Origin of the sequence: Pseudoxanthomonas sp. CF125 (assembly GCF_900104085.1) — a bacterium.
Lineage (GTDB): Bacteria > Pseudomonadota > Gammaproteobacteria > Xanthomonadales > Xanthomonadaceae > Pseudoxanthomonas_A.
This window is the reverse complement of sequence record NZ_FNLD01000004.1, coordinates 38,894-61,385: the sequence shown is the minus strand read 5'-3', so window position 1 is coordinate 61,385 and position 22,492 is coordinate 38,894. Positions and strand designations below refer to the sequence as shown.

The 22,492-nt window shown below is 64.1% G+C and carries 20 protein-coding genes; 8 read left to right on the top strand and 12 right to left on the bottom strand.

Annotated features, from left to right (window positions below):
- Window positions 1-69 precede the first annotated feature (69 nt).
- A complete protein-coding gene (locus BLR66_RS17840; RefSeq protein ID WP_093290156.1) occupies window positions 70-2,235 on the bottom strand; it encodes a S46 family peptidase in 2,166 nt (721 codons plus the stop codon).
- Between the two features lie 145 nt (window positions 2,236-2,380).
- Between BLR66_RS17840 and tdh the strand changes: the two genes are divergently transcribed.
- On the top strand, window positions 2,381-3,415 hold the full coding sequence (gene tdh, locus BLR66_RS17835; RefSeq protein WP_176943958.1) for an L-threonine 3-dehydrogenase: 1,035 nt from the start codon (window positions 2,381-2,383) through the stop codon (window positions 3,413-3,415).
- A 171-nt stretch (window positions 3,416-3,586) separates the two neighbouring features.
- Here tdh and BLR66_RS17830 read toward each other — a convergent pair whose 3' ends face one another.
- The 6 genes from BLR66_RS17830 to BLR66_RS17805 form a co-directional block, all read right to left on the bottom strand.
- Window positions 3,587-4,369, bottom strand: coding sequence for a TorF family putative porin (locus tag BLR66_RS17830; RefSeq protein WP_093290002.1), 783 nt, complete (start codon window positions 4,367-4,369; stop codon window positions 3,587-3,589).
- 164 nt (window positions 4,370-4,533) lie between these two features.
- On the bottom strand, window positions 4,534-5,583 hold the full coding sequence (locus BLR66_RS17825; protein ID WP_093290155.1) for a sulfate/molybdate ABC transporter ATP-binding protein: 1,050 nt from the start codon (window positions 5,581-5,583) through the stop codon (window positions 4,534-4,536).
- A gap of 10 nt (window positions 5,584-5,593) precedes the next feature.
- Window positions 5,594-6,562 carry a sulfate ABC transporter permease subunit CysW gene (gene cysW / locus BLR66_RS17820; protein ID WP_093290001.1) on the bottom strand — a complete coding sequence of 323 codons (969 nt, stop codon included), beginning with the start codon at window positions 6,560-6,562 and terminating at the stop codon, window positions 5,594-5,596.
- 1 nt (window position 6,563) lies between these two features.
- Window positions 6,564-7,400, bottom strand: coding sequence for a sulfate ABC transporter permease subunit CysT (gene cysT, locus BLR66_RS17815; protein WP_093290000.1), 837 nt, complete (start codon window positions 7,398-7,400; stop codon window positions 6,564-6,566).
- A gap of 18 nt (window positions 7,401-7,418) precedes the next feature.
- Window positions 7,419-8,441: a sulfate ABC transporter substrate-binding protein gene (locus BLR66_RS17810; RefSeq protein ID WP_093289999.1), complete on the bottom strand. Its 1,023-nt coding sequence runs from the start codon at window positions 8,439-8,441 to the stop codon at window positions 7,419-7,421.
- Between the two features lie 19 nt (window positions 8,442-8,460).
- Window positions 8,461-9,912 (bottom strand): OprO/OprP family phosphate-selective porin, encoded by a 1,452-nt coding sequence (locus BLR66_RS17805; RefSeq protein WP_093289998.1) that lies wholly within the window; start codon window positions 9,910-9,912, stop codon window positions 8,461-8,463.
- A 177-nt stretch (window positions 9,913-10,089) separates the two neighbouring features.
- Between BLR66_RS17805 and kbl the strand changes: the two genes are divergently transcribed.
- The gene (kbl, locus tag BLR66_RS17800) at window positions 10,090-11,304 is read left to right on the top strand and encodes a glycine C-acetyltransferase (protein WP_093289997.1); all 1,215 of its coding nucleotides are present in this window, start codon (window positions 10,090-10,092) and stop codon (window positions 11,302-11,304) included.
- Window positions 11,305-11,407: 103 nt separating this feature from the next.
- On the opposite strand, the gene BLR66_RS17795 is transcribed toward kbl, so the two are convergent.
- The 4 genes from BLR66_RS17795 to BLR66_RS17780 form a co-directional block, all read right to left on the bottom strand.
- The gene (locus BLR66_RS17795) at window positions 11,408-12,169 is read right to left on the bottom strand and encodes a pseudouridine synthase (RefSeq protein ID WP_093289996.1); all 762 of its coding nucleotides are present in this window, start codon (window positions 12,167-12,169) and stop codon (window positions 11,408-11,410) included.
- Between the two features lie 47 nt (window positions 12,170-12,216).
- Window positions 12,217-12,714, bottom strand: a complete 498-nt coding sequence (locus BLR66_RS17790; RefSeq protein WP_093289995.1) for a hypothetical protein — start codon at window positions 12,712-12,714, stop codon at window positions 12,217-12,219.
- A 231-nt stretch (window positions 12,715-12,945) separates the two neighbouring features.
- Window positions 12,946-14,082 (bottom strand): OmpA family protein, encoded by a 1,137-nt coding sequence (locus tag BLR66_RS17785; protein WP_093289994.1) that lies wholly within the window; start codon window positions 14,080-14,082, stop codon window positions 12,946-12,948.
- 187 nt (window positions 14,083-14,269) lie between these two features.
- Complete coding sequence (locus BLR66_RS17780; RefSeq protein WP_093289993.1) at window positions 14,270-15,733, bottom strand: bifunctional 2-methylcitrate dehydratase/aconitate hydratase; 1,464 nt, start codon at window positions 15,731-15,733, stop codon at window positions 14,270-14,272.
- Window positions 15,734-15,864: 131 nt separating this feature from the next.
- On the opposite strand from BLR66_RS17780, the gene BLR66_RS17775 reads away from it, so the two are divergent.
- Window positions 15,865-16,659: a dioxygenase family protein gene (locus BLR66_RS17775; RefSeq protein ID WP_093289992.1), complete on the top strand. Its 795-nt coding sequence runs from the start codon at window positions 15,865-15,867 to the stop codon at window positions 16,657-16,659.
- Between the two features lie 10 nt (window positions 16,660-16,669).
- Here BLR66_RS17775 and BLR66_RS17770 read toward each other — a convergent pair whose 3' ends face one another.
- The gene (locus BLR66_RS17770; RefSeq protein ID WP_093289991.1) at window positions 16,670-17,590 is read right to left on the bottom strand and encodes a LysR family transcriptional regulator; all 921 of its coding nucleotides are present in this window, start codon (window positions 17,588-17,590) and stop codon (window positions 16,670-16,672) included.
- A 195-nt stretch (window positions 17,591-17,785) separates the two neighbouring features.
- Between BLR66_RS17770 and BLR66_RS17765 the strand changes: the two genes are divergently transcribed.
- From BLR66_RS17765 to BLR66_RS17745, 5 genes are all read left to right on the top strand, one after another.
- Window positions 17,786-18,904 carry an MFS transporter gene (locus tag BLR66_RS17765; protein ID WP_218119683.1) on the top strand — a complete coding sequence of 373 codons (1,119 nt, stop codon included), beginning with the start codon at window positions 17,786-17,788 and terminating at the stop codon, window positions 18,902-18,904.
- 31 nt (window positions 18,905-18,935) lie between these two features.
- Window positions 18,936-19,967, top strand: a complete 1,032-nt coding sequence (locus BLR66_RS17760) for an aldo/keto reductase (protein ID WP_093289990.1) — start codon at window positions 18,936-18,938, stop codon at window positions 19,965-19,967.
- Between the two features lie 29 nt (window positions 19,968-19,996).
- Window positions 19,997-21,013, top strand: coding sequence for a zinc-binding alcohol dehydrogenase family protein (locus BLR66_RS17755; protein WP_093289989.1), 1,017 nt, complete (start codon window positions 19,997-19,999; stop codon window positions 21,011-21,013).
- 42 nt (window positions 21,014-21,055) lie between these two features.
- Window positions 21,056-21,697: a LysE family translocator gene (locus tag BLR66_RS17750; protein ID WP_093289988.1), complete on the top strand. Its 642-nt coding sequence runs from the start codon at window positions 21,056-21,058 to the stop codon at window positions 21,695-21,697.
- A gap of 103 nt (window positions 21,698-21,800) precedes the next feature.
- Window positions 21,801-22,433: a membrane protein YczE gene (locus BLR66_RS17745; protein ID WP_093289987.1), complete on the top strand. Its 633-nt coding sequence runs from the start codon at window positions 21,801-21,803 to the stop codon at window positions 22,431-22,433.
- The last annotated feature ends 59 nt before the right edge of the window (window positions 22,434-22,492 follow it).

Genomic DNA, 22,492 nt, shown 5'->3' with positions numbered 1-22,492 from the left:
GACAAACCAAAGCTCAGGTCCGGCAGTTGAGGCAATCGACTGCCCTTGGCGGGACGATACCCGTGCCGGTCAGCGCGCCACACCCATTTCCTTGAGCAATCGCGGCGCCGGGTAGACCTCCTGCATGATCCAGCGCAGGTAGCGGCCATCGACGGAAATCATGCGCGTCATTTTCGGATCGAATACCCAGTTGGAACTGACCGACTCCCAATTGCCGTCGAACGCCAGCCCCACCAGCTTGCCGTGCGCATCCAGTACCGGAGAACCGGAGTTGCCGCCGGTGATGTCCAGATTGGACAGATAATCCACCGGCACCGTGCCCAGGCGCTTGTCTTCCAAACCGCCGTAACGCCTGGCCTTGACCGCATCGAGCAAGGCCTGCGGCGCGTCGAACGGCTCCGCGCCGGTCGCCTTGGCGGCGACGCCTTCGACGGTGGTGAACGGCGTGTATTCCACTCCGTCCTTCGGCTGGTAACCGACTACGTTGCCGAAAGTGATGCGCAGCGAAAGGTTGGCGTCTGGATACACGAACTCGCCCTTGCTCTTGCGGTAATCGGCCACCGCCTGCAGATAAACCGGCCGCACCAGCAAGGCCTCGCCGGCCCGCGTCTTGCGCTCCTCCTCGAATTTGAGCAGCGAAGGCATCACCGCGACGGCGTATTGAATGGCGGGATCGGTGCTGGATTCGAACGCCTTGCGGTCTGCCTTGAACCATTTCATGCGCTCGTCGGTGCTGCCCAGCCTGGTCTTGGCGAGGCGATCCAGCGCACGGGTGAGGTTCTGCTCCTTGCCGCCGACCAGGAACTTGTCGATCGGAGCCACTCTCTGCGCTGCAGGCAGCTGCACGTACTGGCGCAACCAATACTGCTGCAACTGCCGGTCCATCGCCGGTACGTAGCGCCGCTCCAGCTGTTTCTGTGCGCCTTCGATGGAAGGATAGTCGCGCTGCTGGTAGCCGGCCTCGCGCTCGGCGTCGGGTTTTTCGCGTTCGATGGACAGGCGGTACAACTGGATCGCCGTACCCAGCATCGCGGTGTTGTTGAGCTGGCCGACGACCAGATCGCGTTCGCGCGTGGTCTTGGCCGCCTCGCCGAGTTCGATCAGCTTGTCGTGCGCCGCCAGCGCGGCATTTCCCTGCGCGCCGCGGCCGCGCAGCCACACCAGGACCGCTTCTTCATCGGCATGCTTCTGCCAGGCGGCATCGATGCGCTCGAAGCCCGCCAACTGGCCTTCGTAGTTCTTGCTGGTGTTGTTCCAGCCGGCCATGGTGCTGGCGTACTTGACCTGAATATCGGGATTCTTCTTGCCTGCCGCGTCCACCAATGCGATCAGGTTCTTGTAGTGCTTGCCGATGGTCGGATAGGTCCAGCTGGCGGTACTGTCGAATTCGCTGGCCAGCGCGTAGCGGTTGGTGGATCCCGGATAGCCGGCCACCATCACGAAATCGCCCTCGCCCAGCGCCTTGTCGGCGAACTTCAACCAGTGCTTCGGCCGGTAAGGCACGTTGTCTTTGGAGAACGCGGCCGGCTTGCCGTCCTTGCCCACATAGGCGCGATAGAAAGCGAAGTCGCCGGTATGGCGCGGCCACATCCAGTTGTCGATTTCGCCGCCGTACTTGCCCACTCCGCTGGGCGGCGCATAGGCCAGGCGCACGTCCTTGATTTCCAGATTGCGGAACAGGCGATAGGTATTGCCGCCGGAAAAACTGTAGAGCTTGCAGCGGAAGCCCGCTTCGGCTTCGCATTCGGCGGTGAGTCTTTTGTCGAACGCTTCCAGCGCGCGAGTCCGCGCCAGTGGATCGTCTCCGGCCGAGCCGATGGCGGTCTTGGCCTCGGCGGTGACGTCCTTGATCGAATCGAGCACGTAGATGCGCGCGTTGGGGCCGGCGCTGACTTCATCGGCGGGCGTAGCCGGATTGAAGCCCTGCTTGATCAGATTCTTCTCCGCTGTCGAGTTCAGCTGGATGGCGCCGTAAGCGCAATGGTGGTTGGTGACCACCAGGCCGCCCGGGGAAACGAAACTTGCCGTGCAGCCGCCCAGTGCCACTACCGCGCCCATCGGGTCGCCGGTCAGATCGGCCAGTTGCCTGGGGTTGAGCTTGAGGCCGGCCTTTTTCAGCGGCCCGGAGATTTCGGGAAGCTGTTGTGGCACCCACATGCCTTCGGCGGCCTGGGCGGTGCCGGTCTGGGCCGCAAGGGCGACGGCTAGCGAAACGGCAAGCAGGTTCAAACGCACGGGCAATTCCTTGCAGATCATGGACTTTGGATTGTAGCCAGCCTGTTTGCCGGCGACTCCATGATTATGGCAGGGAGGACCAACGGCCGGTCATGGGCGGCGGCGTATAATTCGCGCCCTCTCTCAAGGCAGGGCCTGCACCGTCATGGCGCAAACGATGAAAGCACTGGTCAAACGGGAAGCGGGCAAAGGGATCTGGATGGAACAGGTGCCCGTGCCCCAGCCCGGCCCCAATGAAGTGCTGATCAAGCTGGAGAAGACCGCGATCTGCGGCACCGACCTGCACATCTACCTGTGGGACGACTGGAGCCAGCGCACCATCAAACCGGGCCTGGTGATCGGCCACGAGTTCGTGGGCCGCATCGTGGAGATGGGTCCGGGCGTCAGCGGCTATGCGTTGGGCCAGCGCGTTTCCGCCGAAGGCCACATCGTCTGTGGCCATTGCCGCAACTGCCGCGGCGGCCGTCCGCACCTGTGCCCGCACACGGTGGGCATCGGCGTGAACCGCAATGGCGCCTTCGCCGAATACATGGTGATGCCGGCCAGCAACCTGTGGCCGATTCCCGACCAGATCCCCAGCGAGCTGGCCGCGTTCTTCGATCCCTACGGCAACGCCGCGCACTGCGCGCTGGAATTCGATGTGGTCGGCGAGGACGTGCTGATCACCGGCGCCGGCCCCATTGGGGTCATCGCCGCCGGCATCTGCAAGCACATCGGCGCGCGCAACGTGGTGGTCACCGACGTCAACGATTTCCGCCTGAAGCTGGCCGCCGACATGGGCGCCACCCGCGTGGTCAACGTGGCCAAGCAGTCGCTGAAGGACGTGATGGCCGACCTGCACATGGAAGGCTTCGACGTGGGCCTGGAAATGAGCGGCAACCCGACCGCCTTCAACGACATGCTCGATTGCATGTACCACGGCGGCAAGATCGCGCTGCTGGGCATCCTGCCCAAGGGTGCGGGCGTGGATTGGGACCGCATCATCTTCAAGGGCCTCACCGTGCAGGGCATCTACGGCCGCAAGATGTACGAGACCTGGTACAAGATGACGCAGCTGGTGCTGGGCGGTTTTCCGCTGGGCAAGGTGCTGACCCACCAGATGCCGATCGACGATTTCCAGAAGGGCTTCGACCTGATGGAAGCGGGCAAGGCCGGCAAGGTGGTATTGAGCTGGAACTGAGCGGTTGACTCTACGTGGCCGACGCGTGAACCGACCTTCCCGGGTGTCGGGGGCGTAGCCCCGACCTGCTGCTGGAATTGACGCAGGTTCCGCGCTCACCAGCACGGCTACAAAGAAGGGCGCCTTTCGGCGCCCTTCTGTTTTTTTGCTCTAGCGGTTTGTAGCGACCGCTTACGGCACCGCGACGGTAATGGTCACCGCCACGCGATCGTCGTAGATGTCCGAACCATCTTTCAGTTCGTCGGCATCGGAACCGAAGGTGTCGTAGTAACCCACCGTGGCGGTGGCCGGACCGAAGCTCTTGCTGAGCGTGACCGAACCATCGAAGTAATCGACACGGCCGCCGTCGCTTGGATATTCCAGCGACGTATAACCGGTCGTGGCGCCCAGCGAGAATCCGCTTTCGCCGATGTCGTACGAGGCAGACAGACCGCTATAGACTTCTTCGATATCGGCATTGCCGTAGTCATCGGCATAGGCAAGGATGCCGCCGATCGTCACCGGACCGCTCCACGTCAGCTTGGCGATGTATTCGTTGTAGTTGATGTTGCCGTAGAACCTGCTGTCGTCCTCGTAGGCGTAGCGGGTCACGCCGAGATCGAGATTCCACGCGTCGCTCAGGTCCTTGTTCCAGCCGACGAAATAGTCGAGCTCATAGTTCGGGCCGCGAATGCCGGCTTCCGGATCCGGATCGCCGAAATCCACGTTGGAGCCCCAGATACCCGCATACAGGCCGAAGGGCGCCGAGTAGGTCACGCCCGCCTGGAAGGCAGGGCCTTCATCGGTCTGCGACACGCCGCGGAACACGTAGTCGGAGGTGACCGCGAAGGTGGCGCTGAAAGGCGACGAAGCCTCTTCTTCGGCGGCAGGCGCCTCGGCTTCTTGAGCAAACGACACAAACGGCGTCGCCAACAACGCGACCGCTAGGGCAATACTGAGTTTGACTGGCTTCATCCGGGTTCTCCTAAGTGGACGGTGGGCTTCGGCGCGGGTTTAAACAAAAGCGCAATCGCAGGTTCACGATTTTTTAACCGAATTGATATTGCGACGCAACATTCGCGTCGTCAAGTGTCCGCGCCGTAAAGTTCTCGCAAAACTTCGGATGCTTTCAGATGGAACTATTTCTCCGCGGCGAACACGCCGAATCGCGATGGTGCCAGCCGGATCTGGGAACCCGTCGGATAGGCCGGTAGCCCCGCCCCTCCGGGCAGTTCCACCTCGACTTCCGCATCGCCTTCCTGCAGACGCGCCCACAACCGCTGCCTGGGTCCGCTGCGCTGGCTGGCCAGTACGGTCGCCAGCCAGGTATCGCCCGAATCGGTCACCGCCAGATGCTCCGGGCGCACATAAAGTTCGATCGGACCCTGCAACTCCGGTTTGTCGCGAAGGTCCAGATCCAGCCCGGCGACCTGCAGGCGCCCTTGCGTTGAGTACCCGGGCAACCGATTGACCGCGCCGACGAAGGAATACACGAACGGGCTGGCCGGTTCGTCGTAGGTTTCGGCCGGGCTGCCCAACTGCTCGATGCGGCCCTGGTTGAGGATGGCGACGCGGTCGGCGAGTTCCAGCGCTTCTTCCTGGTCGTGGGTGACGAACACGGTGGTCAGTCCGGTGCGGTCGTGGATCTCGCGCAACCAGCGGCGCAGGTCGCGGCGTACCTGCGCATCCAATGCGCCGAAGGGTTCGTCCAGCAGCAGCACCCGCGGTTCGATCGCCAGCGCGCGCGCCAGCGCCACGCGCTGGCGCTGGCCGCCGGAGAGTTGCGACGGAAAGCGCGATTCCAGTCCTTCCAACTGCACCAGCGAGAGCAGTTCGCTGACCCGTTCGCGGATGCGCGCGTCGGGCCAGCGCTTTTCGCCGCGGCGCACACGCAGGCCGAAAGCGATGTTCTCGCGCACGTTCATGTGCCGGAACAACGCGTAGTGCTGGAACACGAAGCCCACCCGCCTGGCCTGCACGCTCAACTGCGAAGCGTCTTCGCCGCCCAGCAGCACGCGGCCGCCATCGGCCTGTTCCAGGCCGGCGATCGCGCGCAGCAAGGTGGTCTTGCCGGAACCGGAGGGACCCAGCAGCGCCAGCAATTCGCCATCGCGCACGTTCAGGCTGATGTCGTCCAGCGCGGTGAAGTCTCCATAGCGCTTGCTGAGGTTTTCGATGCGGATGGTCATGGGTGCGGCCTCAATGACGATGATTGGCGGCGAGCGATTCGCCATGCCGCCATTCCAGGTATGCCTTGACCACCAGCGTGATCAGTGCGGTGATGGCCAGCAGCGAGGCGACCGCGAACGCGGCGCCATGGCTCTGGCCGATGTCGTTGTAGAGCGCTTCCACATGCAGCGGCAGCGTGTTGGTGCGGCCGCGGATATGTCCCGATACCACCGATACCGCGCCGAACTCGCCCATCGCGCGCGCGCTGCACAGCAGCACGCCGTACAGCAGCGCCCAGCGGATGTTGGGCAGAGTCACGCGCCAGAACGTCTGCCAGCCGCTGGCGCCCAGGCTCAACGCGGCCAGTTCTTCGTCGGTGCCCTGCTGCTCCATCAGCGGCATCAGCTCGCGGGCGATGAAGGGGAAGGTGACGAACACCGTCGCCAGCACGATGCCCGGCACGGCGTAGATGATCTTGGGCAACTGCAGCGTGGTTGCGCCCAGCAATGGGAGGTCGAAATGCCAGCCTTCCTCGATCAACGGCCAGGCCCAGCCTTGCGCGCCGAAGATGAGCACGAACACCAGGCCCGCCACCACCGGCGAGACCGCGAAGGGAAGATCGATCAGGCTCACCAGCAAGCGCTTGCCGCGGAACTCGTGCTTGCTGATCGCCCATGCCGCGGCGATGCCGAAGACCAGGTTCAGCGGCACCACGATCGCGGTCACCAGCAAGGTGAGCTCGATCGCGGCCAGGGCATCGGTTTCGGTAATCGCATTCACGAATGCCTGCACGCCATTGCCCAGCGCTTCGGCGAATACCAGCACCAGCGGCAGCAGCAGGAACCCGAGCAGGAACAGCAGCGCGGCGCCGATCAACAGCAGCTGCACCCAGCGCGGTTCGGTGATCGCGGGAGTCGCGTTGGTACGACGGGCGTTGGCGGGTGTCACCAAGAGGGTCTCGGGCGGCAGGGCGATGACGGCGGAAATAGCTTCGCTCATCTTAACGTCCGCGCCGTGAGAGCTTCGCCTGCAGCGCATTGATGGCCAGCAGCATCAGCAGCGACAGCAGCAGCATCGCCAGGGCGATGGCCGCGGCGTCGGCGTATTGGTATTCGTCCAGCCTGAAAGTGATCAGCAACGGCGCGATTTCGGTAAGGCCCGGCAGATTGCCGGCGATGAAGATCACCGACCCGTACTCGCCGACGCCGCGCGCGAAGGCCAGGCCGAAGCCGGTCACGATCGCCGGCCACAGTGCCGGCAGGATCACCCGCCGCACCGCCTGCCAGCGGCTGGCGCCCAGGGTCGCGGCGGCTTCCTCCAGCTCGCGCTCCACTTCGGACAGCACAGGCTGGACCACCCGCACCACGAATGGCAGGCCGATGAACACCAGCGCCAGGGTGATGCCCAGCGGCGTGTAGGCGATCTTGACGCCGACGCTTTCGAACCAGCGGCCGACCCAGCCATTGGGCCCGTACAACGAGGTCAGCGCGATGCCGGCCACAGCGGTGGGCAAGGCGAATGGCAGGTCGATCATCGCATCGAACACGCGCTTGCCGGGAAACCGGTAGCGCACCAATACCCAGGCCACCAATGTGCCCATCACCGCATTGAAAGCCGCGGCGGCCAGTGCGGTGCCGAAGCTCAGCTTCAACGCAGCCAGCACGCGTGACTCGGTCCATATCTGCCACAGACCCTGCCAGCCCAGGCCGCCGGCCTTCAGCAGCAAACCGGCCAGCGGAATCAGCACGATCAACGACAGCCAAGTCAGGGTGACGCCCAGGCTCAAACCAAAACCGGGCACCACGCGACTGCGTCGTGCCCGCTTGGCGGACGGCAAAGGTGAGCTTGCTGCCAATTATTTCTCCGACTGGATCTGGTCGAACACGCCGCCCTCGGCGAAATGCTTGGCCTGCGCCTGCGCCCATGAGCCGAATACCTGGTCGATGGTCACCAGTTCGACTTTCGGGAAGCGCGCGACGTCGGCCGGGTCGGCATATTGAGGATAGCGCGGACGATAGTAGTGCTTGGCGGCGATCTTCTGCCCTTCCGGCGAGTAAAGATATTGCAGGTAGGCCTGCGCCACTTCGCGGGTTCCATGCTTGTCGACGTTCTTGTCGACCAGCGCCACCGGCGGTTCGGCCAGGATCGACAGTTTTGGCACGACGATCTCGAACTTGTCCGGGCCCAGTTCCTCGATCGACAGGAACGCCTCGTTTTCCCAGGCCAGCAGCACATCGCCTATTCCGTTCTGCACGAACGTGGTGGTTGAGCCGCGTGCGCCGGTATCCAGTACCGGCACGTTGCGGAACAGCGCGCGCACCATGTTGCGGGTCTTGGCTTCATCTCCCTTGAAAATCTTCAACCCGTACGCCCACGCGGCGAGATAGTTCCAGCGCGCGCCGCCGGAAGTCTTGGGGTTGGGCGTGATCACCGCGACGCCGGGCCGCAGCAGGTCGGGCCAGTCCTTGATCTTCTTCGGGTTGCCCTTGCGCACCAGGAACACGATGGTGGAAGTGTACGGCGAGCTGTTCTCGGGCAAGCGCTTCTGCCAGTTGGCCGGGAACAACTTGGCGCGCTGGGCGATGGAATCCACGTCGTAGGCCAGCGCCAGCGTCACCACGTCGGCCTCCAGTCCGTCGATCACCGCGCGCGCCTGCTTGCCGGAGCCACCGTGCGAGGTTTCGATTTCGACTTTCTGCCCTTTCTTCTGCTGCCAGTCCTTGGCGAAGGCGGCGTTGAAATCGCGATAGAGCTCGCGGGTGGGATCGTAGGAGACATTGAGCAGCTTCACGTCCTTGGCCAAGGCGCCCGCGGCGACGGTCAGGCCGAAGGCGAGCAGCAAGGTCCGGAGGGGCAATGGGATAGAGGCGAGATTCATAGGAATGGCTCCGGTTTTTTCAGAAGGCTACTTGCAGGCGTGTGAACACGGCTTTCTCGTCTTCGCGGTCGGCGCCACCCGCTGCGCCGCCTTCCAGGCTGGTATGCAGGTAGTTCAATACCAGTTTGAGGTTGCTGCTGAGATACCAGTTCAGACCTACCGTCCAGGAGGAGGCTTCACTGGCGGACACTGCCGGGTCGGCGAACAACGGGAATGCGTCTTCGTCGATTTCCAGCACGCCGTAACGGCCTACCAGCTCGAAGGCGCCCCATCCGTCCTTGCCCGGACTGAATGGACGCGAGGGCTTGACCACGCCACGGTAGCTGGCGTCCTCGCCGGTGAGCACGTAGCTGGCGGTCGCCTGCCAGGCTTTGTTCGACAGTTCCTCGCGCACGCCGCCTATGCTGACTTCCTGCTTGGAGACAATGTACTCGGCAAGCAATCCGAATGCATTGCGATAGTAGTAACCCTGCGGGGAAATACGGCTGTGCTGTCCGTCGGCCAACGCCGCGGCACGGTAGTTGAAGAATTGCACCTGGCCGGGCGTGCGGTAGCGCGGCAGGAAATTGGCGCCGCTGCCCTGTTTGTCGCCGACGCTGGCGCCGATGCCGAAGCCCAGACCCGATAACGCGTTGGCGTCGTTCTTGAACGGCTCGAAGAACACGCGTCCCGCATATTCGAACTCGTTGTCGGGATTGGTGGTGACCGCATCGCGTCCGTCGACGGTGCCGTTGAACACGCCGATCGCGTAGCCGAAGCGGCCTTCGGCCACGTCGCCCTGCAGCTGCACGCCGATATCGCGATTGGGCGCCAGCTCGCTGGGCAGCGCGCGCTCCACATCGGACAACGCCGACGAGGATTGCAGGCGCTCCAGTCCCACCGGCGAAGTGAACTTGCCCGCGCGCACGGTATAAGCGGGGTCGAAACGAAGGTCCACATAGGCATCGACGATGCTGGCGCTGTCGCCGGCGAATTCCGGCGTGAAGCGGAAGCCCACCAGCTTGCCGAGCGAACCTTCGATGATCGGCCGCGCGGTGCGCAACAGGAAGGTGTCGTTGTTGCCTGCCGGCACCCCATCCAGGAAGAAGCGGCCGTCGCCTTGCAGCAAGCCGCGGATCTTGATTTCGTAGTCGCCATTGGCCGACTTGAAGGAAGCGCCCTTGTCGTTGACCGCGATCACCGGCGCTTCCTTGGCCTTGGCCACCTGCTCTTCCTGCTGCAGTTCCAGTTTGCGCTCCAGGATGCGCAGGCGCTGGTCCAGATCGGCCAGCCCCGGCTCAGGATTCGGCTCCCCCTGCTCGGCCGCAGCCGCCCCGCCCACCCGTCGCTCCAGGGCTTCCAGTCGCTGTTGCAGTTGCTCCACGGTCAAGGTGTTCTGCGCCCACGCCGGAAACGCCAGCGCGCAGGCCAGCGCGCCCAGAGTCCAGGGGCTGCGGGTTCTGGCGACTGCGCGCGAGGTCGGGTGTGGCATCGATAGATTCCTGAATAGGGAGTTGGAGGAGAGTGCTGATGCTGCGCATGCACATTGCCCAGGAGAAATGACTTAAGGCACGCGGCTTATGTCGGATCGGCATGAAGCCCGGCACCGCCGAGCTTGGTCGGGCAGCGAATTGTTAAACTGGCAGTCTTTCCCCTTGTGCGACTTGCCATGTCCGACCCGCAGACTCAGCCCGGCCTCACCCAGCATTACGTCGCCGAACTGGACGCCATCCGCGCCCAGGGCCTGTTCAAGGCCGAACGCGTCATCACCAGCCCCCAGTCCGCCGAGATCGAGCTGGCCGACGGCCGCAAAGTGCTGAATTTCTGCGCCAACAACTACCTGGGACTGGCCGACCACCCGGACATCATCCAGGCGGCGAAGGACGCGCTGGATACGCATGGCTTCGGCATGGCCAGCGTGCGCTTCATCTGCGGCACCCAGGATCTGCACAAGCAATTGGAAGCGAAGATCGCCGAATTCTTCGGCACCGAGGACACCATCCTCTACGCCGCCTGCTTCGACGCCAACGGCGGCCTGTTCGAACCGCTGCTGGGCGAAAACGACGCAGTGATCTCCGACGCCCTCAACCACGCCTCGATCATCGACGGCGTGCGCCTGTGCAAGGCCAAGCGTTTCCGCTACGCCAATTGCGATATGGCGGACCTGGAAGCGCAATTGCAGGCCGCCGAGTTGGCGGGCTGCAAGACCAAACTGATCACCACCGACGGCGTGTTCTCCATGGACGGCTTCATCGCGCCGCTGGACGAAATCACGGCGTTGGCGAGGAAATACGGCGCGCTGGTGCATATCGACGAATGCCACGCCACCGGTTTTCTGGGCGCGACCGGTCGCGGTTCGGCCGAGGTCAAAGGCGTGCTGGACCGCATCGACATCGTCACCGGCACGCTGGGCAAGGCGATGGGCGGGGCGCTGGGCGGATTCACCACCGCCAAGAAGGAAGTCATCGAACTGCTGCGCCAGCGTTCGCGTCCTTATCTGTTCTCCAACTCGTTGCCCCCGCACGTGGTCGCCGCCGGCATCAAGGCCTTCGACATGCTCTCTTCGGCAGGCGAGCTGCGCGAAAGACTGGCGGACAACACCCGCTATTTTCGCGAGAAGATGACCGCCGCCGGTTTCGACATCCGCCCGGGCGTGCATCCCATCAGCCCGGTGATGCTGTACGACGCGCCGCTAGCGCAGCGCTTCGCCGAGCGGCTGCTGGAGGAAGGCATTTACGCGATCGGATTCTTCTTCCCGGTCGTGGCCAAGGGCCAGGCCCGCATCCGCACGCAGATGAGCGCGGCGCACACGCGCGAACACCTGGACCGCGCGATCGATGCCTTCATCCTGATCGGGCGCGAACTGGGCGTCATCAAAAGCTGATAGGCGTAGATATTTTCGTAGGAGCGACGTAAGTCGCGATGGGGCTTTGCCGATAAACCTTCATCGCGACTCACGTCGCTCCTACGCCGCTCCTACGCCGCTCCTACGGCAATGACGATGCGGGCGCTAACGCGGCAGCTTCTTCCGCCGAAAGGTTTCGCCACTTCCCCTTGGGCAATTCGCCCAGAGCCAGGCCGCCTATCGCGATGCGGATCAAACGCAACACGCCGATATCGAATTCGGCCAGCAGGCGGCGGATCTGCCGGTTGCGGCCTTCCTCCAGCACGATCTCCAGCCAGGCGTTCTTTTCCCCATGGCGCAGCATCCGCGCGGACTTCGCGCGCAGATGTTCTCCTTCCGCCGCCACGCCCGCCGACAGATGCTCGAGCAAGGCGGCATCGGGAATGCGGTCGACCTGCACGTGATAGGTCTTGTCCGGTCCGGTTTCCGGATCGGTGATGGATGCGGCCCATTCGGGATCGTTGGTGAACAGCAGCAGCCCTTCGCTGGCTTTATCCAGGCGGCCGACAGGCGCGATCCAGCCCAGGCCGGCGCCGTCGAAGCATCGGTAAACCGTGTCGCGGCCGTGCTCGTCCTTGGCCGTGGTCACCAGTCCGCGCGGTTTGTTGAGCGCCAGATAGCGGCGCAGACCCGGACCGATTTCCGCGCCGTCCACGGCGATACGATGCAGTCCGCTGACCACCGGAAATTCCGCGCTCCTGACCACCCGCCCATCCACCGATACCCGACCGGCCGATATCCAGGCCGCCGCTTCGGTACGGGAGCAGACTCCCAACTTGGATAGCGTGCGCGCGAGCCCATGCCTTGCGCCCGGCGTTGGCCTTGGAGTGTTAGCGGAAGCCAAGGGCTACTACAGAGTGCGCGCCGCGCCGAAAGCGACGGAACGCCGGATTACTTCTTTACCGGCTCTGCGGCCGGAGCCACGACCGGTGCGGGCGTTGCCGCAGGCGGCACGCCCTTGACCACGCGCACACCGCGCGATTTCATCCAGGCATCGAATTCGTCGGCGGTCATGCGCTTGCCGTTCTGGGTCATGTCGAAACGCCAGGGCGTGTTGTCGAAGGCCGTCTTTGGTTTATAAGCCGCCGGATCGTTGGGGTTGGCGACGCTTTGCGCGGGCATCGCCATCGCTACGTTCTGACAGGCCTGTACCCGCAACCGCAGCAGCACGCGGTCGACCGACTGCGCTTCGTCGTAGGCGTGCGCCAGGACGCCGCTGGGCGCGCCCAGCGGCGTGGTGTTGGTGGCCAGTTCGGGAGCGACGGGCGCCAGCAAGGTCTGCGTCGAGGACAGCGGCGGCGATACGGTGCTACCCGTGCAGTTGGGCAGTGCGTTGGCGCCTGGAATCGCGGCGAAGGCAAACAGGCTGGAGACAACGAAGCGGCGCATTGGAAAAACCCGGGCGTTGGATAGGGCCTGAGTGTAGGAAGCGCAGCAGCCAATATCAAGGAAAGTCTGATAGCCCGCAGTTTGCCGCTCGCAGCTTGCAACGGCACTGCGGCGAATGTTCGCGCAAGCATCGCGGAGAACCAGCGGAGAAGCCGCACGACGGTTTTCGTATGCGCAAAAAGAAGCCCGGCGCTAGGCCGGGCTTCTGGTCTTGCTTGAACCTGCGTCCGATTAGTTCTGGACGTTCAGCTCGGTGCGGCGGTTCTTCTCGCTCTTGCAAGCCGGGAAGGCCTGGCCCAGGTCTTCCAGCGGACGGCTTTCGCCGTAGCCGATCGGACCCACCAGACGGCCGGCATCGACGCCGTTCGTGGTCAGGTAGTCGTACACAGCCTTGGCGCGACGCTCGGACAGGCTCTGGTTGTAGGCGTCCTTACCGCACTGGTCGGTATGGCCGGCCACTTCAACGCGCAGATCCGGGTAACGCTTCAGGATTTCGGTGGCTTCGCTCAGGATCGCAACCGCGTCGGGACGCAGGGTCGACTTGTCGAAGTTGAAGTTGACGCCCTTCAGGTCGATCGCCACGGCAACCGGGCAGCCGTCCGGACCGATGGTCTGGCCAGCCTGCGAACCCGGGCACTTGTCGTTGCAGTTGTTGACGCCGTCGCCGTCGTCATCCAGATCCGCACAGTTCGGAGCCACTTCCGGAGCAGGCGCAACCGCAGCCGTCGGCGCCGGGCCGAGCGGGATCACGACACCGACCGAAGCCAGGATGTCGCCGAAGTAGCTTTCTTCCTGCTGGTGCGGGTAACCGCCCCAATCCGGACCGCCCTCAGCCGCGACGCTGCTGTCGTCGAAGTCGAAACGCATGGCCAGTTCGGCACGCACCGCGATGCGCTTGTCGAACGAAGTCTGGATACCCGCGCCGAGCTTGGCGGCGAAGTTGCCATCCTTACGGTCAAGCGGTGACTCCGTACCAGTGGTTGGAACGTACTCTTCTTCCGAACGCTGGTAACCCAGGCCGGCAACGATGTAAGGGTTCCAACCGCGGCCCTCGGAGATGAAGTGGCGACGCAGGTCGGCTGAGATACCGTACTGGCTCCAGTTCAGGTCGTCGTTCGCGCCAGCGATGCCGCCGTCGAAGCTCGGGTTCTGATAGTTCAGCTCGCCGTCCAGGGACCAGTTCGGGCTGATGAACTTGCCCAGGCCCAAAGTGACGAACGGGGTATCTTCGGTACGACGGTCGTCGTCCTGCATGTTGTAACCGGCCGAACCGGTGAGGTACCAACGGTCATCGAACTCCTGAGCGGAAGCGGCCTGCGCCCAGCTCAGACCGGCCAGCATTGCGGCACAGAGAAGTTTCTTATTCATTTGCAGCTCCTTAAAAAAAATCAGTTGTAAGAGAAACCGGAGTACTTCGTTAAACGGTCCGACTTTTTTGGGTTGTTCAGACGGCCATGTCTGCACGCCATCTCATGCAGATTATGCGTGTCCATGTGAAGGCTGTGTTAACGGTACCATAACAAGTCAGTCAGGCCAAACGCACTATCTCATAACTCTAGGCGCGATACATGTTCATGAACGTATGGACCGGGAGGGCGTCGAAACGGGACGGATCGGCCGCCAGGACCATGATCCGGTCCACTTGCGCAGCCGCCAGCTGCGCGCGCAGGGCCGCCTCGCATTTGGCCATCAGCAGGGGAACGCCTTCGGCCCGGCGCCTGCGGTGGCCGATGGGGAAATCGATCGAAATCCGGTCCGTGCTGCCGCCGTCCTTGAAGAACACCTGCACGGAGTTGCCGATGTAGCGCTTGTCGGGGTCGAAGTAGTCCCGGGTGAACCGTGGGTTCTCCCTGACCTCCATCAGGCCACGCAGGGCATCGATACGCGGATCGGCGGCGACGGCGTCGGTGTAGTCGTCTGCGGTCAGGCGGCCGAAGATCAAGGGTACCGCCACCATGTACTGCAGGCAGTGGTCGCGGTCGGCGTAATTGGCCAGCGGGCCGGTCTTGTCGATGATGCGCAGGCCCGCTTCCTGGGTTTCCAGCGCGACCCTCTCGATCTGGCCGACCCGGTCCTTGACCTGCGGATGCAGGGCCATGGCGCACTCGACCGCGGTCTGGGCGTGGAATTCGGCGGGAAAGCTGATCTTGAACAGCACGTTTTCCATGACATAGCTGCCGAATGGGCGCTCGAACCGGAATTCCCCGCCCTTGAAGGCGACGTCGTAGAAGCCCCATGTCTTCGCGCTCAGGGCGCTGGGGTAGCCGGCCTCGCCGTTCACGGCATTGAGCGCGTGGATGACCGCGCGGCGGCAAGCGTCGCCCGCGGCCCAGCTTTTGCGGGGGCCGGTGTTGGGGGCGTGGCGGTAGGTGCGCAGCGCGCCATTGTCGATCCAGCTATGCGAAACCGCGTTGACGACCTGTTCCTTGCCACCGCCCAGCATGCGGGTGGCCAGGGCGGTGGAAGCGAGCCTGACCAGGATCACATGATCCAGGCCGACTCGGTTGAACGAGTTCTGCAGGGCGTAGACGCCCTGGATTTCATGGGCCTTGATCGCGGCGGTCAGCACATCGCGCACGGTCAGCGGCTTGCCCCCTTCGCGGCCGGCCTTGCGGCTGAGGTAATCGGCCACCGCCAGCAGGGCGCCCAGATTGTCGGACGGATGGCCCCACTCGGCCGCCAGCCAGGTGTCGTTGAAGTCCAGCCAACGGATCTGGGCGCCGATGGCGAAAGCGGCCTGCACGGGATCGAGTTCATGGCCGGTGCCTGGAATGGGCACACCGTCTGGCATCGTCGCACCGGGAACCACGGGGCCCAGATGTTTCGCGCAATCCGGGAACTTCACCGCCAGCATGGCGCAGGCCAGCGAGTCCAGCAGCATGTGGCGCGCAGTGTCGTACGCATGCTCCGAATCGATCCGGTAGTCCACCACGTAGTCGGCGATGTCGACCATGGCCTGGTCGGGACGCGGGCGGGCGGCGGAGCGGAGTTCGTGCGGAGTCGTGCCGTGCGGGGTCATGCGATATCCGGGTGTGGCCCGCAGGCATTGTTCCAGATAGGTCCGTCGGTCCGTGTGCACGCGCATGGCTGCAACACACCGGCTTGGCCGTGAACCTTGGCGCGATGCCCGCATGCCCCGATCCTGTGGGCATGGAAACCACTCGCCTACCTTCGCTGTTCCTGTCCCACGGGTCGCCAATGATGGCCCTGGAGGATTCACCCACCGCCCGTTTCCTCGACGGACTGGGGAAATCGCTGCCGCGTCCGCGCGCCGTGATCGTCGCTTCGGCCCACTTCCTCGCCAGCGAACCGACCGTGACCTCCAACCTCGCGCCGGAAACCATTCATGACTTCGGCGGCTTCCCCAAACCGCTGTACGACATCCGATACCCGGCCCAGGGCGCACCAGCCTTGGCCGAGGAAATTGCAGGTCAACTGGCCGCAGCCGGATTCGAGGCGCGCGTGGACGAGCGTACCGGCATCGACCACGGCACCTGGGTGCCGCTTCGACGCATGTATCCGCAGGCGGACATTCCCGTGGTGGCGTTGTCGGTGAATCCGTCCCGGTCTTCCGTCTGGCACTACCAGCTGGGCTTGGCCCTGGCTCCACTACGCGAGCAAGGCGTACTGGTCATCGGCTCCGGTGGGTATTCGCACAACCTGCGTGAACTCGACTGGCGGCACGAAGACGCGCCGGCTTATCCCTGGGTGCAGGCGTTCACCGATGCGCTCAGCGAGAAGTTGCTGGCGAAAGACCTGCAAGGCGCGCTCGACTGGGAAGCGCTACCGCAAGCCCACCGCAATCATCCGACCACCGAACATCTCTACCCGCTTTACATAGCGTTGGGCGCGGGCGGCGCGGACGCGCGCGCCACCCGGCTGCATCACGCGGTGCAAATGGGCGGCATGGCCATGGATGCGTTCTCTTTCGATCAGGCGGACTGAAAAACCGGCTTCAACCAACTTTCAGTCCGCGTTCCCATGGCGCGTCGCCGAACTGCGAAACCAGAAAGTCCACGAACGCTCCGACCCGCGGCGGCACCAGCCTGCGCTGCGGCATGACCGCACTGATCGCGGTGGTGGCCAGGCGGCAATCCGGCAGCACCACGCGCAAGCGGCCTGCGCGCAGATCGTCGGCGATATGCCACAGGGAATGGATGGCGATGCCCTCGCCAGCGACCGAAGCGTCGCGCAGCAACTCGCCGTAATTGCTTTCGAACCGTCCCTGTACGCGTATCGCGTGTTCTTCGCCCTGCGCGTCGTGCAGGCGCCAGACGTCCTGGCGGCCGCTGCTGCCGAACAGCAGCAGGCAATCGTGCTCCATCAGATCCTTGGGCAAGCGCGGATTGCCCCGACGTTTCAGATAAGCGGGCGACGCGCACAGCACGCGCCGGTTGGGCGCGACATGGCGCGCCACCAGGCTGGAGTCTTCGAGTGCACCGATGCGTATCGCCAGATCGAATCCTTCGCTGACCAGGTCCACCACCTGGTCGCTGAGATGCACGCTGATCCGCAGTTTGGGATGCAGCGCCAGGAACCTGGGCAGCAGCGGCGACACGTATTGGCGGCCGAAAGAAGCCGACAGCGTCACCCGCAGCGTGCCGGCGATCTCGGTGGCGGTTTCGCGCAGGCCCGTGCCCAGCGATTCCAGATCCTCCACCAGCACCCGCCCTTGCTGCGCCAGCGCCGCGCCTTCCGGGGTGGGATGCAGGCGGCGCGTGGTCCGGTGCAGCAAGCGCACGCCCAGATCGCGCTCCAGCCGTTTCAGCCGCTGGCTGGCGACCGCCACCGACAGATCCAGGCTACGGGCCGCAGCCGTGATCGAACCCAGGTCCAGCACGCGCAAAAACAGGGTGAGGTCGCCTACCCGATCCATTGTCAATAATTCATTGAGAGTTATTAGCCATATTCGCTGTTTTTCATATTCAGTGAAAGTCTCAAGCTGGCACCCAGTCGAAACCTGAGCACCACTTTGAACGCCACCATCCCCCCTTCCTCCAAGCGTTTCCCCATCGCCCTGTACGCGCTGACCGCCGGCGCCTTCGGCATCGGCACTACCGAATTCGTGATCATGGGCCTGCTGATGCAGGTAGCCAGCGACCTGCACGTGTCCATCGCCGCAGCCGGCCTGCTGATTTCCGGATACGCCCTGGGCGTGTTCGTCGGCGCGCCGTTGCTGACCGCCGCCACCAGCCGCATGCCGCGCAAGGCAGTGTTGGTAGCGCTGATGGTGATCTTTACCCTGGGCAATCTGGCCTGCGCACTGGCGCCCAATTACACCGTGCTGATGATCGCCCGCGTGGTCACCTCGCTGGCCCACGGCACTTTCTTCGGCGTTGGCGCCGTGGTGGCGACCGGGCTGGTCGCCGAAGACCGCAAGGCCTCGGCGATTTCCATCATGTTCACCGGCCTGACCGTGGCCACGCTGCTGGGCGTGCCGGCGGGCGCCTGGCTGGGCCTGCATTACGGCTGGCGCTCGACCTTCTGGGCGGTCGCCGCGATCGGCGTGATCGCCACTGTGGTCATCGCCACGCTGGTGCCCAAAGACCGCGGCGACGCCGCACCGATGGCCTTCCGCGAGGAAATCAAAGCGGTGGCGCGCCCGCAGGTGCTGCTGGGCCTGCTGATGACCGTGCTCGGCTTCGGCGGCATGTTCACCGTCTACACCTATATCCAGCCTTTGCTTACCGAAATCGCCGGCTTCGCCGAAGCGGCGGTGTCGCCGATCCTGTTGGTGTTCGGCGTGGGCATGATCGCGGGCAATCTGCTGGGCGGAAAATTCGCCGACCGCCGTCTGTTACCTGCGCTGCTGGGCACGTTGATCGCATTGACCGCGGTGATGGGCCTGATGACCTTCGTCTTGCACAGCCAGTGGGCGATGGTGGTATTCGTCGGCCTGCTGGGCGCAGCTGCGTTCGCCACTGTTTCTCCTTTGCAGCTGTGGGTGCTGCAGAAAGCGACAGGCGCGCAAAGCCTGGCTTCCAGCTTGAACATCGGCGCCTTCAACCTGGGCAATGCATTCGGTGCGTGGCTGGGCGGCGTGGTGATCATGCATGGCCCCGGCCTGACCGCATTGCCATGGGTCGCGGCGCTGGTGCCGTTCTCCGCATTCCTGGTGGCTTTGTGGGCCATTGCGCTGGAGCGCAAGCGCGATCGTGTGGTGATGGTCGAACAGCCCGAATGCGCCTGAACCCCTACTTTTCTTTTTGAAGGAGCACCTTATGGAAACCCGTTTTCTCGGCAACTCAGGCTTCAAGGTACCGGTACTGGGCTTCGGCGCCGGCACCTTCGGCGGCAAGGGGCCGTTGTTCAGCGCCTGGGGAAATACCGACGACGCGCAAGCCAGGCGATTGATCGACATCAGCCTGGAAGCAGGCCTCAATTTTTTCGACACCGCCGATGTGTATTCGGACGGCGCGTCCGAATCCATCCTGGGCGCGGCGATCAAAGGCCGGCGCGATCAAGTGATTCTTTCCACCAAGACCGGCTTGCGCGCGGGCGATGGCCCTAACGACGCCGGCAGCTCGCGCTTCCATCTGCTGCAGGCAGTGGACGAAGCCTTGCAACGCCTGGGCACCGACTACATCGATCTGCTGCAACTGCACGCCTTCGATGCGATGACCCCGGTCGAGGAAACCCTCTCGACCCTGGATGGTCTGGTGCGTGCGGGCAAGGTGCGCTACCTGGGCGTATCCAACTTCTCCGGCTGGCATCTGATGAAGTCGCAGGCCATCGCCGACCAGCGCGGCTATTCGCGCTACGTCGCCAACCAGACCTATTACTCGTTGATAGGCCGCGACTACGAGTGGGAACTGATGCCGCTGGGCCAGGACCAGGGCGTGGGCGCGGTGGTGTGGAGCCCGCTGGGCTGGGGGCGCCTGACCGGCAAACTCCGCCGCGGACAGCCGCTGCCGGAAAATAGTCGCTTGCACGACACCGCCGATTTCGCGCCGCCCATCGACGAAGAACGTCTTTACCGCATCATCGAAGCGATGGATGAAGTCGCCGAGCAAACCGGCAAGACCATTCCGCAGATCGCCTTGAACTGGCTGCTGCAACGGCCCACCGTTTCCACCGTGCTGATCGGCGCTCGCAACGAAGAGCAGCTTCGTCAGAACCTGGGCGCGGTCGGCTGGAATCTGTCTGCCGCACAAATGACCAAGCTGGATGCCGCCAGCGCGCTCACCCCGCCCTATCCTTACTACCCGTACTGGCGCGGCCAGTTCTCCGAACGCAACCCGACCCCGGTCTGAAACCCCCACGCCGAAACTGGAGCCCCCGCATGAAAGCCATCGCCTTGACCCGCTACCTGCCGATCAGCGATCCCGAATCGCTGCAGGATGTCGAACTGCCGAAACCCGTCGCCGCCGGCCACGACGTACTGGTCCGCGTCGAAGCGGTTTCGGTCAACCCGGTCGACACCAAGATCCGTTCGCCCAAACCGCAAGTGGAAGCGCAGCCGAAAGTGCTGGGCTACGACGCCGCAGGCGTGGTCGAAGCGGTCGGCGAAAACGTCACGCTGTTCAAACCCGGCGATGAGGTCTATTACGCCGGCGACGTCACCCGTAGCGGCAGCGATGCGCAGTTCCAACCGGTGGACGAACGCCTGATCGGCCGCAAGCCGACGACCCTGGATTTCGCACAAGCCGCGGCATTGCCGCTGACCGCCATCACCGCATGGGAACTGCTGTTCGAGCGCATGCCGTTTTCGATCGACGCCGAACACAACGACAAGACCTTGTTGATCATCGGCGGAGCCGGCGGCGTCGGCTCCATCGCCATCCAGTTGGCGCGACGTGCCGGCTTCACGGTCATCGCCACCGCTTCGCGCAAGGAAAGCATCGACTGGTGTCTGTCGTTGGGCGCGCAGCACGTCATCGACCATCGCCAGCCGCTCGCGCCGCAACTGGCGGCCCTGGGGCATGCGCAGGTCGATGCGGCGCTCAACCTGGCCGATACCGACCGCTATTGGGGAACCCTAGGCGAAATCCTCGCGCCGCAGGGGCACGTGGGGCTGATCGTGGAGCCCAGCGGCCCGCTGAAGATCGGCGATCCCTACAAGGCCAAGTGCATCGGCATCCACTGGGAAATGATGTTCGCGCGCGCGCGTTTCCGCACGCCGGACATGATCGAACAGCACCGCATCCTGACCCGCCTCGCCAGCTTGATCGATGCAGGCGAATTGCGCACCACGCACACCGAAACCATCGGCGCCATCAACGCCGCCAACCTGCGCGAAACGCATCGCCGGCTGGAATCCGGGACCACCATCGGCAAGCTGGTGCTGGCGGGCTGGTAGGCGCATGAGACCTCTTGCTTTCGATAACCGGAGAGACGGTGGATGAGCCTGTCCGCGTGGTCGTTGTTTTGCATGTTGTCGCTGGTCACCGCGTTCAGCCCCGGCCCCGCCGTCCTGTTGGCGGTATCCAACGCGGCGACGCTGGGCATGCGTCGGGCGCTCGTCGGTTCGGCCGGCAATGCGGCCGGAGTCGTTCTGGTGTCGGCGACCGCGATGCTGGGTCTGGGCGCGCTGCTAAAGACGTCCGCGTGGCTGTTCGGCGCGCTCAAGCTGGCGGGTGCGGTCTACCTGATCTATCTGGGTATTCGGCAATGGCGCAGCCGGGCCAGCGTCTTCGACACGGCATCGCATGCAGTGGGGACGAGGGAGCAGCCGATCGCACGGCTGTTCCTGCAAGGTCTGTTGGTGGCGACGACCAATCCCAAGAGCATCCTCTTCTTCACTGCGCTGCTTCCGCAGTTCATGAGCAGCGAAGTGCCGGCGATGCGCCAGTTCGTGATGCTGACGCTGACCTTCGCGGCCTGCACGGCGATGTCGCACCTTTGCTATGTCGGGCTGGTACGCGGCATGGGCCACTGGTTCGCCAGTGCCGCGCGTGCGCGGCGATTCAACCGCTTGTCCGGAGCGATGTTCGTCGTCCTCGGCGTCGGCTTACTGCGTCTGCGCAACAATCACGCGGCCTGAGCGGCGCAGCGCGGCAAGCCGGCGCTCGCCGGTTGGAACTGAGCGTCGCAGGCATGCGCTGCATGCGGCCGATAGAATCGTTCTCCGTACTGGAATCGCACGCATGGCTTTGCCTCCCCTGTTCGCACGCCGTTTCGCCCAACTCCTCCTGGGCTTGTTCCTCTATGGAATAGGGATCAGCCTGATGGTGCGCGCCAGCCTGGGCATCGCGCCGTGGGACGTATTGACGCAGGGCTTGTCGGAACAGACCGGCTGGTCGTTCGGCGCGTTGACCAATTTGATCGGCCTGGTCGTGCTTTTGCTGTGGATTCCCATTCGCCAGAAGCCCGGGCTGGGCACGGTGCTCAACGTGTTGCTGATCGGCCCCAGCGCGCAGTTCGGACTCTGGCTGTTCCCGGAATTTCAGGGGCTGTGGCAACAGATCCCCGCCTTCGTCAGCGGCTTGCTGATCCTGGCGCTGGCGACCGGCATGTACATAGGCGCGAACTTCGGTCCCGGCCCTCGCGATGGCCTGATGACCGGCCTGCATCGCCGTACCGGCTGGCCCATCGGCCTGGTGCGCACCCTGATAGAGGCCAGCGTGCTGGTGGCAGGCTGGTCGATGGGCGGCGATGCGGGCTGGGGAACGCTGGTCTTCGCGCTCTCCATTGGCCCGATGTGCGCGGTGACGATGCGCTGGTTCGCGCCCAAGCCACGGGTGCTGGCTGGCAACGTCGTCACCGAAGCTGCGCCATAGAGCTGAACGACTCTTTCCGGCCTCCCCCTTTAAAGGGGAATTGAGGGGGATTTGCTCTT